General features: G+C 47.0%; 11 protein-coding genes and 2 pseudogenes. 3 read left to right on the forward strand and 10 right to left on the reverse strand.

Annotated elements, in window-relative coordinates:
- Positions 1-6: 6 nt before the first annotated feature.
- Genes ACU8YC_RS20435 through ACU8YC_RS20450 form a run of 4 tightly spaced genes read right to left on the reverse strand, consistent with a single transcriptional unit; the run spans position 7 to position 4,769 of the window.
- The gene (locus ACU8YC_RS20435; protein ID WP_446895684.1) at positions 7-954 is read right to left on the reverse strand and encodes a fimbrial protein; all 948 of its coding nucleotides are present in this window, start codon (positions 952-954) and stop codon (positions 7-9) included.
- The gene (locus ACU8YC_RS20440; RefSeq protein ID WP_446895685.1) at positions 945-3,407 is read right to left on the reverse strand and encodes a fimbria/pilus outer membrane usher protein; all 2,463 of its coding nucleotides are present in this window, start codon (positions 3,405-3,407) and stop codon (positions 945-947) included. The genes ACU8YC_RS20435 and ACU8YC_RS20440 overlap by 10 nt, the downstream gene beginning before the upstream one ends.
- Positions 3,408-3,432: 25 nt before the next feature.
- Entirely contained in the window at positions 3,433-4,137 is a 705-nt protein-coding gene (locus ACU8YC_RS20445; RefSeq protein WP_446895686.1) for a fimbrial biogenesis chaperone, read from the reverse strand.
- A gap of 53 nt (positions 4,138-4,190) precedes the next feature.
- Positions 4,191-4,769, reverse strand: coding sequence for a fimbrial protein (locus ACU8YC_RS20450; RefSeq protein WP_187253897.1), 579 nt, complete (start codon positions 4,767-4,769; stop codon positions 4,191-4,193).
- A 482-nt stretch (positions 4,770-5,251) separates the two neighbouring features.
- On the opposite strand from ACU8YC_RS20450, the gene ACU8YC_RS20455 reads away from it, so the two are divergent.
- A complete protein-coding gene (locus ACU8YC_RS20455) occupies positions 5,252-5,914 on the forward strand; it encodes a LuxR C-terminal-related transcriptional regulator (RefSeq protein ID WP_187253896.1) in 663 nt (220 codons plus the stop codon).
- 61 nt (positions 5,915-5,975) lie between these two features.
- Here the strand turns inward: ACU8YC_RS20455 and ACU8YC_RS20460 are convergent, their stop codons facing one another.
- The 3 genes and pseudogenes from ACU8YC_RS20460 to ACU8YC_RS20470 form a co-directional block, all read right to left on the reverse strand.
- Positions 5,976-7,472, reverse strand: coding sequence for a C69 family dipeptidase (locus ACU8YC_RS20460; RefSeq protein WP_187253895.1), 1,497 nt, complete (start codon positions 7,470-7,472; stop codon positions 5,976-5,978).
- A 342-nt stretch (positions 7,473-7,814) separates the two neighbouring features.
- On the reverse strand, positions 7,815-8,279 hold the full coding sequence (locus ACU8YC_RS20465) for a hypothetical protein (protein ID WP_151217068.1): 465 nt from the start codon (positions 8,277-8,279) through the stop codon (positions 7,815-7,817).
- Positions 8,276-9,050 (reverse strand): annotated as a pseudogene (locus tag ACU8YC_RS20470) (winged helix-turn-helix domain-containing protein). The gene ACU8YC_RS20465 and the pseudogene ACU8YC_RS20470 overlap by 4 nt, the downstream one beginning before the upstream one ends.
- Positions 9,051-9,624: 574 nt before the next feature.
- Here ACU8YC_RS20470 and ACU8YC_RS20475 point away from each other — a divergent pair.
- Together ACU8YC_RS20475 and misL are read left to right on the forward strand one after the other, a co-directional pair.
- Complete coding sequence (locus tag ACU8YC_RS20475) at positions 9,625-10,242, forward strand: helix-turn-helix transcriptional regulator (RefSeq protein WP_151217063.1); 618 nt, start codon at positions 9,625-9,627, stop codon at positions 10,240-10,242.
- 74 nt (positions 10,243-10,316) lie between these two features.
- Entirely contained in the window at positions 10,317-13,121 is a 2,805-nt protein-coding gene (misL, locus tag ACU8YC_RS20480) for an intestinal colonization autotransporter adhesin MisL (RefSeq protein ID WP_446895687.1), read from the forward strand.
- A 97-nt stretch (positions 13,122-13,218) separates the two neighbouring features.
- Here misL and ACU8YC_RS20485 read toward each other — a convergent pair.
- The 3 genes and pseudogenes from ACU8YC_RS20485 to vexD all read right to left on the reverse strand — a co-directional run.
- Positions 13,219-13,287 (reverse strand): annotated as a pseudogene (locus ACU8YC_RS20485) (DUF1493 family protein); the annotation flags it as partial.
- A gap of 886 nt (positions 13,288-14,173) precedes the next feature.
- Complete coding sequence (gene vexE, locus ACU8YC_RS20490; RefSeq protein WP_446895688.1) at positions 14,174-16,156, reverse strand: Vi polysaccharide transport protein VexE; 1,983 nt, start codon at positions 16,154-16,156, stop codon at positions 14,174-14,176.
- 19 nt (positions 16,157-16,175) lie between these two features.
- Entirely contained in the window at positions 16,176-17,480 is a 1,305-nt protein-coding gene (vexD, locus tag ACU8YC_RS20495) for a Vi polysaccharide ABC transporter inner membrane protein VexD (protein WP_151217061.1), read from the reverse strand.
- Positions 17,481-17,487 lie beyond the last annotated feature (7 nt).

Consider the following 17,487-nt stretch of genomic DNA (forward strand, 5'->3'; position numbering starts at 1 on the left):
GAACGATTATTGGTATTCAGCATTGAAATACAAGACTGAGCGCACAATTCCAGGACTAACTTTGTTAGTTGTTTGATAATATTGTGCATAAAACGGGATAGAGTGGTTTCCATTATTCTGATGCGCTAAATGGATATACGTGGTATTTTTTAAGTTGATAACTCTTTGTTGTTGATCCAAAACCTGAATACCTATGCCAACCGCACCTTTGGGGTGGATATTCTGTAGTACACCACTATTACTGCTGTGATTATTCTCTATGCCGCTCCAGCTTAGAATAATCTGAGAAGGTGTTGTAAAATCACTTTTACAAAAAAGGTCGATAGTAAATGGTTTTCTTCCTGCAGTGCTGCCAGGGCCGCTAAACTGCTCAAGTGCTACACTGGGGAGTTTTACGTTGATTGTACGGTTACCTTTGATCGTGCATGACCGGTTGAGCATAGTAATATATTTTGCCGGCACAATAATATCCACCACGGGCAACGATTGAGTGGCACTTCTGATTTGCAGGTTGATCGCACCCGCAGCAGGCCCGGCCGCAAGCTGATTATCCAGCTTGATTAGCTCAATATTAATTTTGCTGTTTCTGAACTCATCTGCCGTCGCTTTAAAATCTGATGGCCACTGGATCTTTCGTCCGGTTGAGGTTTCCAGGGTGACTTTAATGCCAATACCGCTCACATTGCTACGCATAATACCGGGCTGTTTCATTGCGGACAGATCCCCAATAATCTGGGCAGAAAAAGGATGGCTGTCATTACAACCTGACGACTGAATATTCTGTAGGGAAAGTGTGCGCGTCTGAATAACCCCTCCGGACTGGATTGACTGTTTATCGTTAACGATTTCCGGTGACAAGATAATCTTTTGTGTGTTCAGGGTACATGCAGCACTGGCTGTCTGATGAATGCCCATTACACACCCCAGAATTAGAACGACACGTATTATTGACATGTGGCCTCCTGATTTTTTAACACGATCGTGCATTTCCCCGTTTCCAGTGAAACGAACACTTCTGGTGAGGTAGTTTCATCAATATAAAGCGCACCACCTTGCCCAACGTAGCCGACATGATTATTAGCTTTGTCGCGGATGATGGCGCCGAATGGCATTTTCTGCTGACCCTGCAGACGAGGATAAATAATATTCTGTTTTCTTAGTATCGTTTCAAAAGTGACTGGAATGACATTACCTTCATACGGCGCAATCTTGGCCTGGGTTTTGGTAAAATTCAGGCCTTCAGTTGAACCTTTTGGATCGATAGTGACGTCGTTTACGCGCCATGGACGAAGCCAGGGCAGAATAGCGTAGCCATTTTTATCGAAGCGGGTTCCAGGCACACCATCAAGATGCGCGCCATGCGCATCAGGCGCATGGACTAATGCGACGGTATCTGAGCGCTCTGGAGAGAACGTTATTCCCCCCGAGTGGCCAACCAGCATTCCACTCATTCCCCCGCTGACCTGGTGCCATGAGTTGCTCTGGCTCCACGTTCCGCTCAGAGAGGTATAAGGCGTACGTATCATGCCGTTTGTCCCCCATTCCACATCACCACCACGGGCATAGCCAGTATTTACGCCCCAAACGATATTATTTTCTTCATCAGACGACGTCGTGAAGCCGAGGCGTGTATTGCTCGCTTTGCCGTTATTGCTGTAGCTATCAGAGGAGATTTGTGTAAAACCGGCGTTATCCCGGGGCAGGAAATAGCTGAATGAGAGCATGATTTGGTCGTTTTTGGTGACGGAGCCCTGTTGATCCTCATTCCAGAAACGCTGGGCGGATATGCTCCAGGTCAAGTTGCCCCAGGCATTGGTATAACCCACGGCATACTGGCGATAGTTATCCTGTTGATCCCAGAATTTCTTAAGAGAGCCAGATAAATAGAATGAGCCCCAGGTGTCGGATAACGGCTGATTAATACTGGCGCTAAACGACTGCTTTTCGCGTAATGAGAGGTATTGGTTGACGGATGCTTGTGTATCCAGGGCATCCAGCGCATCGCGTTGACCGTAAAAGTGATGTGAACTGTATTTAGCTTCCAGCCAGAGCGAGGTTTCTGACCAAGGGAGAGTTCGATTCCATGTCAGACGATATTGTTGTCCTTGCTGGCGATCGTCCTCAAGATTCAGGCGAGATTGGGTGACATCAAGGGCGAATGCGCCAAGCTGGGAATTGAGCCCGCTACCGATGAGGGCTGACTGATAGCGCTCGAATCCGGATGCCCCCGTATACAACGTTAAATAGTTGTTCAGGCCATACTGCCAGTAGGCCTGTGCGGCAAACGGATCTTTATCATAATTATCTTCATTGACGGTCCCAAGGGTGATGCCATAGCGCGAAACGCCGGGTTTTAGTAGTTGTGGTACTGAAGAGTATGGAACGGTAAAACGGCGGATACGTCCGTCTGATTCCTGAATCGTGACCAGCAATTCGCCGCCAGTATTCGCGGGCAACACTGATTCAATCGAGAATGGCCCAGCTGGAACCGAAGACTGATGAATAGTTTGGCCATCCTGGGTAACGGTGATGCGGGCGTTGGTCTCTGCTACGCCACGAATGATTGGCGCCCAATTTAGCGTGCTGTCCGGGCGCATTAAATCCTCAGAAGCCAACCCCATCCCAAGAATAGCAATACTGTCGAACATCTGGCTGTCAGTATAGAACTTGCCAGCGCTGAACATGGATTTCCAACTAGTGATTGGCCGCTTTAGCGTTGTACGATTATTCGTGTAATGGCTGCCCATTTTGCTGTCCCAATTTTGGCTACCAAAATGTTCAATTAGCCACCCGCCAGCGGAGCTGCGGATATCCATTCCCAGCCAGGCGCTGTCCGTACTTGAGCGATTGCTACCGCGTTGCTGAGTACTGTAATAATCTGCGTTGTAGCCGAAATTAATCGCCGGAACTCCCGGTTGCCATAATTCAGGTTGGATATAATTAGTTTCTATATTGTCGAGATAGGCCTGGGGGACGGTGATGTGCAGTTCAAGTTGGCTGGTATTGAGCTTCTCAGTTGTTTTACCGCTGGTATCCCAATCAGCCAGACGTTGGCACTCCTTTGGTTGGTGTGCCAGCGTTTGATTCATTTTCCCTGGGTTAATACCCATACCTGTGAGGAAGGCTTCAGAGTAACAACTGACTAACTCTCCGTGATTATCTTTTTTGAATGAGAGCTCACGACGTCCGCGCCAACTATCATTAATATAAATATCTACAATATATGTTCCTGGTAATAAACCAGCGGCATTGAATGATTGTAAATCGTTAAGCGAAGCATTGCCCATCAAGATGGCATTATCAAACTCGTAGCGAGACCTGTCTTCTGCGTGAAGTCCAACTGAAAATAATGAACCATGAAAAATAACGAAACAGGGTATGGTGAGGATCCTTTTACATAAACCCATTGTTAATTCCTTTTATCCCTTTTTATTAATTAACGGTTGTTTTGTGTTCCACAATTCCGCCGTAATCAGTAATTGCTTGTAAAACAACAGACTCGCCCCGGCTAATTTGTTGTTTTGCACTGAGAGTGGTTTTGCTTTTCGGGGCGATCATGACACCCTCGTTTATGAGTCCATGGCCTGATGACGTCACAACATCTGCAACAGTGATGAAGAACGGGGTAGGGTTTACCAGTGTTATGTCTCGTTGGTTTGCCAGAATTTGTACCTTGCTTTCCGCATTCTGACGGTCACCTAACCCACTGGGTCGCCAGAAAAATTTGAAGCGCGAGCGAATAGCCAAATTGAGCATGGCTGAATTTTCCGTGATGTTATTCTTATCTACGGCAGGAATGTCCAGTATGTTTAGCCACCACACTGACTCTCTGTCAGTAGCGACAATATGTTTATCAGCGACTTTTTTTATTCTGAGTGATTGCCCATTACCTGCGTCAATGCGAGCAATGGGCGGGGAAATAATAAATGGAGTGGTAATTTCTTCTGGTAATTTTTCTGGGTCTCCTTCATCTAACCATATCTGGGCCAGCGAAGGGGATTTTCCTGTATTGGTCATTTGTATCGTTATTTCCGCAGAATCCTCAGCGTAAATAAATCGGGTACCATTAACAATGATATTGTTTGCGTGCGCAGTCGAGAGCGAAAATAGAGCTAATAAATAAATAAAGATTTTCATGAGACCTCTATTAAAATAAATGCTATAGCGCAGAAGGCTATAGCATTGTGTATTTAGAGATAAGTAATGCTATAGTTTGCCTGGGCGCTTACAGGACCCGGCTTAACGTATGATGAATTATTATCTTTCGATATAATGTAACCTACATTGAATTTATAAGTTAAAATTTGGCTACCATTTTCATGTCGGAGATAACCTTTCTCAGGACCAAATCGGTTGCTGTTTTTATTCAGATCAATACTGTTTTGTTTATTATCCGTGATAACTAGCGCTACATTTTTGTCTCCACTACTTGTCATATTTTTGAGATATCCCTCTTTAGTTAAATGGGAATTACCATTCCAGGATAACTTTGGAGTTGCGTTTTCATTAATATAACAATTTTTCACTCTAATACTGAATGATTGGAGTTGTGTTGCATGAGATTTGTTAACTAATGTATTGAGAACCGGGTTTAATTTTACCTGTTTATCTTGATCTCCGGTTTCAATTATGCACGAATTGGCATAAACGTGACCGGTGAAGTTAACTTTCCCTTTTGGACCCGGGTTAGGGCCATGTCCGAAATCTGCCATGGCGGAAGGAATTACGATGGCACAGCTAATTAAAGTAATAATTGATAGTTTACTCATAATGCGTTCCTCATTGAGAGATAGATCGTCCCTATTATCAGTAACATTGTCCGGGCACATTTTGTCTTGCGCCCTATAAGGCTGTCGCCCGCTATCAATTATGTTAGATAAATTATTGTTGTACATCGTAGATTGGACGTATTTCACTCATCCTATGATATTAACAATGATCGTTAAATATGAGCCTTAATGAATTGTTATCATCTGTAAGATGATTGAGGTTAAGATACTTCTTAACTCAACGGGTGATGTTAAAACATATAAAATACAATATGTTAAGTTGTCACTTTTGAAATTTTCAAAAAGTCGCAAACAAAAATCGAACTTTGTATTCGGAAAAAGCGAATGATCGTATTGCACAATTAGCTAAATTTCCATAATTCAATCAGATTATCTTTAATCTTAAGTAATGACTTGTTATTGGTTTTCCATGCAATAACAATAGGGAATATTGTCAATCCTCATTTGAATGAAGGCCACATATGCTTAACATGGACAGTAAGATAATACTGATTAGTAACCAATCAATACAGACGCAGCTGTTGCTGGATTATCTCAATAAGCAAAGCGATATACTGGTTGATTTTGTTAACATTAGCAGACCGGATATGTCTTTTATCGCTGAGGAAAGTATCATCCTCTATGATATTCAGGCATCTAGTCGTAAATTAAAAAATATCTGGTCAAAATTACTTAATGAAAGCGCATGTGGTTTGCGTGTTTATATTATTAATTGCCTGCGTTCGCTCCCGCTCTATGAGAACATGCTATGGCCAAATTTTGAGTCAATCGTACCAAATAATTGCTCTATTGAACATTTATTAACGCTTCTTAAAGAGGGGCGTAAAACCTCTCGTCCACCACGCTCACTGTCACCGCCGCAAAAAAATATAAACCTCACGCCATCCGATAGTGACAACGGAGGTTTAACCGAAAGAGAATATGAAATTCTGACTGAGTTGTCGAAAGGGGCATCAAATGTTGAAATTGCTAACGCATTTTTTATCAGTGAAAATACAGTGAGAACGCATATTTATAATATTTTTAAAAAAATCTCTGTGAATAACCGAACACAGGCCGCCTGCTGGGCCAACTCGCATCTTAGAAGCCCGGTTCTTGATCAACTACCCTGGAAAGAAATGTAAGTATACTGCTGGCACAAAGTTCTGATGTTGACTTTGTGCCAGGATATTATCGTGTCGTTACTCAGTCTTTTTTCGCTGCGTTGGCAAAGAAAATATCAGACTGAATGTCTTTAGTGCGGATGGTAAACAGCTGATTAGTCAGATCTTCCGTCAGCTTCTCGGCGTCAGCCATGATGCGAAGGTTGAAGTCATTCAGCATCTTATCGGCGGCAGGTTTATCGGTTTTCGCCATCTTCAGATACTCTGCTTCGACCTCTTTTTGCTCCTTCGCTACTTTGTCTTCCCACGCTTTGTAGGCCTTTTTGACGATTGGCGCGAGCTTCGGATAATCGGTCATGGTCAGCGTCTGTAATTTACGGTATTTCCAGTAAATGGATTGATCGTCCGCTTTATCGCTACCCATCGTGTAATTAGCCGGATACGCTTTCAGGCCGCTGTAGTACGGAACAAAGGCGGTGAGGTCGGCCATACCCAGACCAATATAGGTCGTTTCACCAATTTCTTTTGGCAACCACGGGCGAACCTGCATAACGTGCGCCTCATAGGTGCGGAAGACGCTGATCGGACGCCATGGCTCTTTACCGTTCAGACCGTTGGTGTATGGATCATGGCTGGTGCCTTCGTAATGGTTACGCAGTACGGCCTTCACATCGTCCAGCGTCATTTTCTTCTCTGGCGTCATGAAGACCGGGAATTCACGTCCTTTGGCCATATCCTGGTTTACGGAAGGATTGAACTCTTTCTGGATGGTCCATACGCGAGGGTCGTTATACGTGCGGTCACGTTCGTCATCACGGGTATAGGCTTTGGAGAAGTTGAATTTACCGTCTTTTGCCGGTTCGTACAGACCTTTTTCGGTCGCAAATTGAATCAGGTTTTTTGACGCCATCATGTCAGGGTTTTTCGGATCGTAATCCTGTAAACGGCCCTGATTGCCGGTGGCAAAATACTGGTTATTCGGCAGGCGTTGTGCCATCCACTGGTGGCCGCTGCCGGTTTCGAGGTACCAGATCTCGTTATCATCGACGACGGCAACGCCAAAGCCTTCACCCGCACCGACGGTCTCAACGATATGGCCCAGCAGCGCCACGGCTTCACGCGCGGTTTTACTTTGCGACAGCAGAATATCCGGGATATCGTCTTCGGTGATCCCCTTATCCTCAACATACGGGTCGGCGGCCAGCGCTTTTGGTGAGGCAAAAATAGATTCTGTACCGCTCACACCGACGCCCAGTTCGTTAAATCCGGTCGCGCCGTGCAACTGGGTTTTCCAGTTTGGAACAGTGGTATAACGCAGCGAGTTTTTGGGTAGCGGCCAGGTAAAGTCATTCGCGCCGTTATGTGCTTTGGTGCTGTATACCCCGGTCTGATTCTGTTTTGCCGGGTGAATGACAAAATGCTGCGCTTTCAGGGCATCGCTGTCAGCGCTACGTGCTACCAGCATGGAGCCGTCCGCTGATGCTTCATTACCGACCAGCAGGGTCGTACAAGCAAAACCTGATGAAACAACGGCTAAATTTATAGAAAGTGCAATCAGGCACTTTTTAAAAGTAAACATTACGTATCCCTCATATGTACGCCAAAAATACACCGGAAACATACCGTTTCCTGAAATGCGATAACGTCTGAACCCTCAGACATTGCTCGCGAGAGAGATAAACGCCCCTGCCCACGCCTTCTCTAAATATCCATCCGTAGATTGAAGTCTTCTGGGCAAAATAAAACGCCCATTTCGCTTAATTATTACGCAATAGATATCGTGATATTCAGGATGTTTCCTGATTCGGGATGAAGAATAGCAATGGGTTATTAGAGGATTCAGTGACCCATGTCGCGTAAGTTGATGATGGAATATATGAATTCCAACGAGAGGGGGCGCTTTTTGTATCTGGATATGACATTACCTTTTGCGGCAGTACAGCGAAGGAACAGTGGAAGTCGCTACTATCCACGCCCCTTTATACTCCTCCATGACCAGACTCAGGCGCTGTCCGGTTTCGCGATAAAAACTGGGCAAAGTCTCGTTGATATCGTCTTTATCGGCAGAGTCCGAGAAGGTTTTTACCAGTTGCGTCGACTGCAGCACGCGCGCGTCGTGGTGCTGGGTATAGGTAAAATAGATGTTTCTGCTAATACCTGTGACGTGACGTCCGTACAGTTTTCCGGTTAAGGTTGCCAGTCCCTGATGGTCGTACAGTCGGTACGACACCGTGCCGGTAAAGCGGTTGCTGCCAATGTTCCACTCCACGTTACCGACGCAGTTCAACGGTCTGTCGGCGTAGCGTGAATACCATAACCAGGCTCCTGAACCCAGCATCAATACCACCCCGATCGCCAGCAAGATAAGATTGTGTATTTTGTTCATTTCCCGCGCATCCAGTAATAATGAGTAGAACAAAACGCGTGAACATCTATCCGCGCATCCTTATCGCATACAAAGGCCACCATCCTTTGTGCCTTACGGTAACCTGAAAGAAATACATGTTTATTATCTTCACAAAGATCGGGATGCGATTGCATCAGGCTGAAATAGCTTTCCAGATTGTGTTCATTCGGTGAGTAATAAATTTTACAGTTTTCCTGTGAGGGAATTTGCATAGAAACCGACACGAATTTACTAAACGGCATGACAGGGCGAGTCTGATACCACACCAGCCAGATAATCAGAGTAGTAATAATCACTCCGGTGGTTAAGAAAATGTTCCACCAGGGAGTCGACGTTGCTACTTGCGGTGGAGAGGGTATTACCTCTGGAACCTTGTTTTCCTTAATAAATGGTGCTAAGGGGGGGCTCGATTTGGGAATGTGTGATCGTCTCCACATGCGTATTCTCATTTAATCTGAGTCCACGCCGGGAAATAGTTTTGACGGTATCACGGGGCAATCCGACATCCGCCAGTGCATTGCGCAACGTCAAAATTGCCTGGTAAAAAGTATTGGTTGTGGTCACATTGTTTCTTTCTCCCCAACCTACTTTGAGCAGCGTGTTCTGAGAAACAATGTCACTTGCGTGAGTAATTAAATAGAGAAAACAGAGCGAGGCAGGGAGTTGCAGTTGAATTGTTCGTCCTGTCTGTCGATTGACCAGGCTTTTGTTATCAGGATTAAATTCGACCAACTGGTTGATAAGGTACAATGCCCGCCCCTTAGTAACGAAAATGTCTCATATGTTGCATTAACATACCCATTTAATATTACATCGAAATGGATAAGACGCCTCTACCTTTGTACTTGATCAAAGATAAGAATTTTGTGTGCAACTATTAAATCCTTTTAATACAATGAGTTATGTTGATGATATCTTAGGTGGTAATTAACTAAGGTTAAATAATGAGAATTAATTACAGGTTTATCTGATTAGTTATTATATTTATCCCATAACATCACAAAGGTTTCTGGTTTTTAGGAATCTTGAGATTTACTAAAATCATTTTGTAAGGTTTTGTTTTAGCAAATAGTGCTGTATTTACGTCTATCGTGATGTCTGGATTTGTGTATAAAACTCCTAATATATTGGCTGTTAGTCTGAGAGAAAGCTTCGTAATACTTATCAACATAACGACATTTACAGGTGGAGATTGTTTTTATATAGGATTTTATAACAAGTTCACCACTCGACTGTTATTAGCAGAAACGGATTTCACCACGTGTCGGATTGACACATTTATTTACCGATGAAATATTTATGGAAAATAACAGGGGCATAGTTGATGAAGAGAAAGCCGCTACAGAGTGTTCGTTGCATAAGCTGTGAATTATCCTGTGAATTATTTCCGGATGCTGCCGTACGTGCACAGTATTGCCACCGAGCCGCTTTTGCTGTCTGGCCAGAGGGTAATGATTATTTGAAAAAAGGTATTATTGAAAAACTTTTACTTAATAATCATAACCATTTATCCCATGGATTTATTTTTATCGATTTTTCATTCCCGAACTTGCGCTTGTTCACCGACCCGCAATGGGTGGATCGCCTGACGCAGAGTGGTATGCATATCGTATTGATAGCGGACCGGATCCTGGCACCGTTAGCCAATTACTGGTTATCGAAAAGCAATAAAATTCAAGGGATTATTTATTCCAATGATAGTGATGAAGTTCAACATCAGAAAATACGTCGCTTATTCCGGGGGCATCTCGCCAACAGCAAACGTGGGCGTTCATTAAATTATACGGAAATGATATTACTCAAGCGATTTATTTCAGGGATAAGTATTCAGCAAATCACCAGAATAGATAATATTGATGTTAAGAGAATATATGTCTACAAACTTCGACTTGAAGATAAGTTAGGTCTGAGTATTCATAAAATACTCTCTAACATTTTATAGCTGATTCTCATTTTTATTATTTCCACATCATCGCGATGTGGTGGACGCCCTACGCCCGAAAGCAGGAGGCTATTATGAAAAAACCTAAGCATTATTCACGCATTGCTATCGCGGTATCGACCGCGTTAACGTCAATGGTATTTTCAACCCACGCGGCCTGGATTGATATTGACAGTCTGCCTTCCAGTGGACTGGTGAGCAGCCTTTCTCCGGAGTTGCAGGCTTTATTTCCTGCACAGGCGAATGCCAATTTCGCTAAAACCAGCGCTACGCCGAATTATGTTTATCAATGGAGTGCCGGCACCATTCCTGTTTTTGGCCATGGATTAACGCTGAATGGGCCAGGAGCAGAAGCCTTCGAACACACCATTACCGTTATTCAGAACAGCGCGACGGGTAGCCCGGGCGTTATTTTCGGTGATGACCTGACGATCCGCACACAGTCGAAGAATGCCGCTAATAATGGTAAGGATGTTGATGGTATCCGCACACACGGGGTCAATTCACCGGATAACCCGGTCTTTATCATCACCGGAGATCGCACCAGCATTTATGTGGACGGTCAGGATGGTGACGGTATTAACGCCGGTTACAACTCCTATAGCCAGGGTTGGAAAGGTTCAGCCAACATTTATGTTGGCGACGATCTGTATATTCAAACCACCGGTAATCAGGGGCGTGGTATCACTGCAAACGCAATGAAAGATGCCACGCAGGCCAAAAATACGATTGTCGTCGGTGACCGGGCACACATTGTGACGATAGGTGACAGTTCAGAAGGTCTTCGCACCGGGCAGAGTGGGTCCTCGATCCGCCTTGGTAATGATGCCACTATTGAGACATCGGGCACTTCCTCAATAGGGGTCTACGCCGCTACATCGTCCAAAACCGAACTGGGCAATAACGCTACCATTTCGGTGAGCGGCGCCAGCGCCCATGCGGTCTATTCCACCAATGCGACGGTGAATCTCGGTGAAAACGCGACGATCAACGTAAACAATTCGGCGAAAGCAGCGTCATACAGCAAAGCGCCACGCGGCCTGTATGCGACTTCACGCGGGGCAATAAATCTGGCTGGCGGTGCTGCCATTACCATGGCGGGCAATCACAGCAATGAAAGTTATGCCATCAGCACCGAAACGGGCGGCTCCGTAAATGGCTCCGCTGGCGGGCGCTTCCTTATCGACGGCGATCTTCATGCCGCTGGCGCGACTGCTGCAACCAGCAGCCTGCCGCAGCAAAACAGTACCATTACGCTCAACATGACTGACAACTCGCTGTGGAGTGGGGCGTCATACATCACCAGCGTCACGGCAGGAACGGGGGTTATCTCGCTGCAAATGAGCGATGCGAGCTGGAATATGACCAACAGCTCAACGCTCACCGACCTGACGCTGAACGGCGGGTCAGTGGTGAACTTTGGGCATGCTGACGGCGAACCGTGGCAGACGCTTACCATTAATGAAGATTTCATCGGCAACGGCGGCAAACTGGTTTTCAATACCGTCCTGAATGACGATGCCTCCGAAACCGACAAGCTGAAAGTGCTCGGCAACACCACGGGTAACGCGTTTGTGGCGGTGAACAACATTGGCGGAACCGGGGCGCAGACTGTTGAAGGTATTGAGATTATCGAAGTGGCCGGTAATTCTGACGGTACTTTTGAGAAAGCGGGTCGTATTGTTGCCGGTGCGTACGACTATAACCTGGTGCAAAAGGGCAGCAACTGGTATCTGACCAGCTTTATTCCAGCTCCGCCGGATCCGGAAGACCCGGACCCGGTAGATCCCATCGACCCGGATCCGGTTGATCCTATTGACCCCGGTCCTGTCGATCCAGACCCGGTAGATCCTGTTGACCCGATAATCCCTGAACCGGAAATACCTGTCGCACCTCCGGTCACCGAGCAGCAGTATCGTCCGGAAGCGGGTAGTTATCTGGCGAATAACTACGCCGCAAACACGCTGTTTATGACCCGACTGCACGATCGTCTGGGAGAGACGCAGTACATCGACATGCTGACGGGCGAGAAAAAAGTCACCAGTATGTGGATGCGTAACGTCGGGGCGCATACCCGCTTTAAAGACGGTAGCGGGCAGTTGAAAACCCAAAGCAACAGCTATGTGCTGCAGTTAGGCGGTGATTTGGCGCAGTGGAGTAGAGACGGCCTTGACCGTTGGCACATCGGCGCAATGGCAGGTTACGCCAACAGCCAGAACCGCACGCAGTCCAGCCTGACTGGCTACCATTCACGTGGTCAGGTCACCGGTTACAGCGTAGGGCTGTACGGCACCTGGTATGCCAATGACGCAGACAAGACCGGCACTTACGTAGACACCTGGATGCTGTACAACTGGTTTGATAACAAAGTGATGGGCCAGGAGCAGGCGACAGAGAAATACAAATCCAGCGGGGTAACTGCTTCTGTTGAAGCGGGTTATAGCTTCAAACTGGGTGAAAACGAGCGCAACAGTTACTGGCTGCAACCGAAAGCGCAAGTGGTGTGGATGGACGTGCAGGCCGACAGTCATCGCGAAGTGAACGGTACCCGCGTGAAGGATGACACCGATGGCAACCTGATGACCCGCCTGGGCGTGAAAGCCTTTATCAACGGTCACAACGCCATAGACGACGGTAAATCTCGCGAGTTCCAGCCGTTTGTCGAAGCCAACTGGATCCACAACACGCAGACGACTCGCGTGAAGATGGATGATGTGAACAACGATATGCGCGGCACGAAGAACATCGGCGAGCTGAAAGTCGGTGTAGAAGGGCAAATCACTCCGCGCCTCAACGTGTGGAGCAACGTGGCCCAACAGATCGGCGACAAAGGCTACAGCGATACCCGCGGTATGCTGGGCGTGAAATATAACTTCTGACGTAGTTGCAGGTAAGGGAAAAGCCGCTGATTAACCGATCGGCGGCTTTTTTATTCGCGAAGCGGTAGGTCGGATAAACGGCATCCATCAATAAGGCTCATTCATAAAGCCATTTACCCGCTTTTGCAGACTCAGTCAGCATGCGGAGTGTTAATGGCTGCGGCTCATCGTCATCACTGTTACAGGTAAAAGAAGCATCGTGAGGTCTGGAATGTCTTTGAAATCCTCAGGGACGCCTGGAAGTATGTGACATGGGGAGAGGGGCAGGCATACTGGTGTGAACCTAAGGAGCATTATCGCGTGAGAGGAGAATGAGTGATCTCTTATGACGATGCCAGGGGCTGCAGAGGTAGGCAGAGGTATGCACTACATCCTGAGCTACCTCAGCAATCAGCGCTTCACTGGGTCTGCCGTAGGTACTCCCTCCGCCTGGCTAGCAACTAACAGCGCGTCCCAGTTTTTCCCCTGAGAGTGATATACATAGGCAAGTTGCGCATTGGCGTCAGCACCCGGATGTGCCTGCAACCATTTATTCGCTTCAGTAAGAGCTTGTTGATTGTAGCGAGCATCTGCCCACGATAGCGCTGCCAGATTTCAATAGTGGCGATGTCGTTGTGATCAACTCAGATGGAAACTTGCCGCCAGTCGGCAACCTGATTTGTCGTTAGCGCGCTTTGCTTTCCCTGACCCTCAAGATAACGCAATAACGGCACACTATTACCCCCCGCGCTTCAATAACTAAAGCGTCATGATCTGATATCGCTGTAGAGATTTGCATAGGGAAAAGAACGCTTGACGTAAAAGCGGATTTCGATGCCCTATTTAACCTATCTGAGGGAGGACTTCAGGATACTGTCTTCTGGTAACCCTCCGACAAACAGAACTACAATCAGGTATAACGTAATTATTATATAATTCTCCATTTTTCATATCGTTAGAACGAAAAAGCACCCGAACGTTAATGAACGGATGCTTTCTAAATAGAATAACTTAGTTTTACTTGGCGGCTGCATCGCCTGGTGCGCCAAAGGCATTGCAGGGCAAACGTCTTTTCAGCCCAAAGATGATTCATCCTTGCGCGTGATGTTTCGCCAAATCCCCCCCGAAAGTCTCAGATTTTCCGGACCGCTTTTCAGGATTTCGGTCACACAATTCAGGTAATTGTCTTTCCAGCGTGTAATGAAAGAAGACTGGCTTTCGAACCTCTGCGGATCGACCATTTTCTCCAAAACAAAATGGATGCGCCCATCTCGCCACACCGGAACACCAAATACGGTGGGTAAGTGCATCTTCCAGGCAAGACGAGAGCAAAAGGTGGAGTAGGTAATCTGCTGGCCAAAAAAGTCGATAGTCGGCGCGCTCAAATTCAGCGCGCCGTCTATCGCCACAACAAGCGACTGCCCACTATGTAAAGTCTGTATGCAGGCCCTGACTACGTCCGCTTCGCTTTTATCGCTAACCGAAATCAACCGCTCACCGTAGCCCCCTTTGAGCACGCCAGGTGTGGAAGCCACCCACTTGCTGTTCATTTCCAGCAAGGACAGGATCATCGGCCCGGCATACATTGCGCCCAGATGAGCCGATACAACAATGCAACCACGTTGATCAAGCTGCAGTCGTTGGAAAAATTGCTCGACATGCGATATATCGGCCAATCGGTACATCGGTTCGTCGGCCTGCTCTCCACGGCATTCAAGCCAGTCGAGGAGATAATTATCTGCAAGATATCCCCACTTCGCCCGGCGTTCCCATTCATGGCGCTCGATACCGGACTGCCTGCCAGCAATTTCCCATGCCCAGTCAAGGCGCTCAGGTGGTAGGTTAACGGCAGATATTTGCCCATCAAGCGCCAGCAGCCCCTCTTCGAATGACTGAGGCAGATGGCTCGCTCTGGCCTGAATATAGTGCTCAAAGACGTCTTCCGCTTTGCTTGTTTTCCCCGCCTGTAACAACGCCGCTGCGGCATAACGGTTCCATTTACTCGTTGCCCCTTTTTCCTTTGCAAGTTGTACAAACTCATCGCTGGCAGCAGCGTATTGCCCAACCTGACGCAGTGCTCGGGCATACATCGCTCTGACATAAGGAAGGTCAGGATGAGTCGCGAGCGACTGCTGCAGTATCGGAATGGCTTTCTCATTCTGACCCGTTCTGATTAAGGCATCGGTATACAGGGTCACGATACGTAAATTATCAGGATTAAAATGCAGGGCGTGAGACCAATGCTCAGCGGCCTGAAGCTTCGCTTCCCGGCCACGACCGAATTGATAGTAGGCAAGTCCCAGACTACGACGCAGCGTTGCACCATCCAACCCACGGGCTATTGCGGACTCCCCAGTCTGAATGGCTTCCTGGTATTTACGGGCAGCGCACAGCGTATCAACCGCCAGCCCCGCCGACTCCTGACTTTCTAACGCGAAGAAAGGGAGCAATGCACGAGCCAGGTCATGATCTTCTTGTCGGCGGCTTTTATTTAAGAAACTGAGACAGGTTGCAATCATATCTCCCCGCGGGGGAAATTCCTGCGCCTGTGTTCTGGCCAATGAGATTGCCTGTGACTCTTTATCCACCAGCGCCAGGCTGCGCAAATGGAGGGCAAAAATTTTGCTATTGCCCGAAAAAGCGAGCCATGCCCGCTCGGCTAAGTCAGCAACAGTCGCATATTGTTTACTCTTAAGCAGCACGCTTGCGACCAGCAGGACATCCTCCGACTGGCACACATTCACCGCCAGCAGTTTATTAACCACCTGTAGTACAGCATCCCGACGATGTGATGCCAGCGGCGAAATAACCCAGCGTCGCAATAAATCACGGCCATTCTTTGCAGTCAGAACACGGTCAGACAACAAAGTTAGCCCGACATCTGTTTCATCTCTACGCAAACACGCGATAGCGAAGAGAATAATGTTTTGCTCATTTCCAGCACTATCTCGCACTTTTTCGGGATGCTGACCGAAATAGTGGCATAGCCCCTCCCAATCCTCTCGTTTGAGCAGGGTGGTTGGCGATATTTTTTCACATGTAGAGTGCAAGTTCATCGTATTTCCTTACTCTGCCTTATTCACGCATCCGCCTGATGGTTATCAGGAGAGAAGTCACCAGGTACGCGATGCCCAGCAACACGAAGAACAGTAACCACTTTGTTCCATCGGCATAGCGAGTGGTGTCAGACACCGTCATCGGTTGAGAAATAATCAGCAAATACCGTCTCTCACGTAAAGCTTGAAGCTTCCCTTGCTGTAAGGTCTGTAAGGCAGATTCCCAGCGTGTTTTGGCGATCTCGTTCTGCAGGCGAAGATCTTCAAACAAGGACAGGCTTTCTGAAGAGCCTTGCGACCCTAACTTATTTGACAGGCGGTTACGCTGTTCGCCGATCTGCTTTTCCAGTACCTTGATTTTGGCCGACAGGCGAGGAATAAGGGGGTTCTGATCCAAACCATTAGCCATTAATTGCGCGTACTCTGCTTTCGCTTCCGCCAACTGCGTTTCAAAGCCAGCAATTAATTGATAAATCGCGGTCACGGTTTCCTGCGGTTCAATATCTTTTTGTATATGCTGTATTTTTAGCAATTCTAGCCGAACTGCCCCCAGATTTTCCTGGGCCGATTTAACATCGTTTTCCAGCCATAAAATCCGTTCCTGCTGCATCCGCGCTGAAACGGTATTAACGTGCTGTTCAGCAAAAGCCAGAATACGCTGGGCAAAAAATTCAGCCTGTTTCGCACTCCGCGCCTTCACGTTTAAACGCAGCATGCCCTGTTGAATATCGACAGCAACCGAGACTTTCGATAAATAGTAACGGTAAGGATCATTATTAATACCCAGAGGTGCATGGTAGCGGGAAAATAATGCGATATCGTCTTGCGCGAAATAAGATAAAAAGCCAAGCTCTTTTTCCATCCGCTCCATCATTTCTTTCGAAAGTATAAACTCGCGAACCTGAAAGCTTTCCGACATCTCATTGCCTGCGCCAAAGAAAGCTGTTCCAGAAAAATTATCCTGGCTGGCATCCGTTTGCACAATAAAGGTGGCATCCGCGCTATAAAAACGCGAGGTTAATAGCCACGACATAAGCATAATAACCAGCAGCGGCAAAGCAATATAAAGAAAGAGCCGACGTAGCGATTGTTTGGCTTGCTGAACACGTCGCTCTTTAATAACCAATGACGCTCTACGGACAGAATCAGCATCCGTCGCGGACCATCCGGCGTCTGGGCGATGATGACTTTTCGAATCTGCCTTTTTTTCCGTCTGGCTAAGGGCGCGTTCATCCTCTTTTTGTTGCAGTCGCGAGGCCCGGCTTTCTTCTGCTACCTTCGCCCTTTCCTCTTTCCATTTTTTAATACGTTCTGAATTTTCCACACGCTAT

Source organism: Citrobacter sp. VF227 (genome assembly GCF_052950715.1).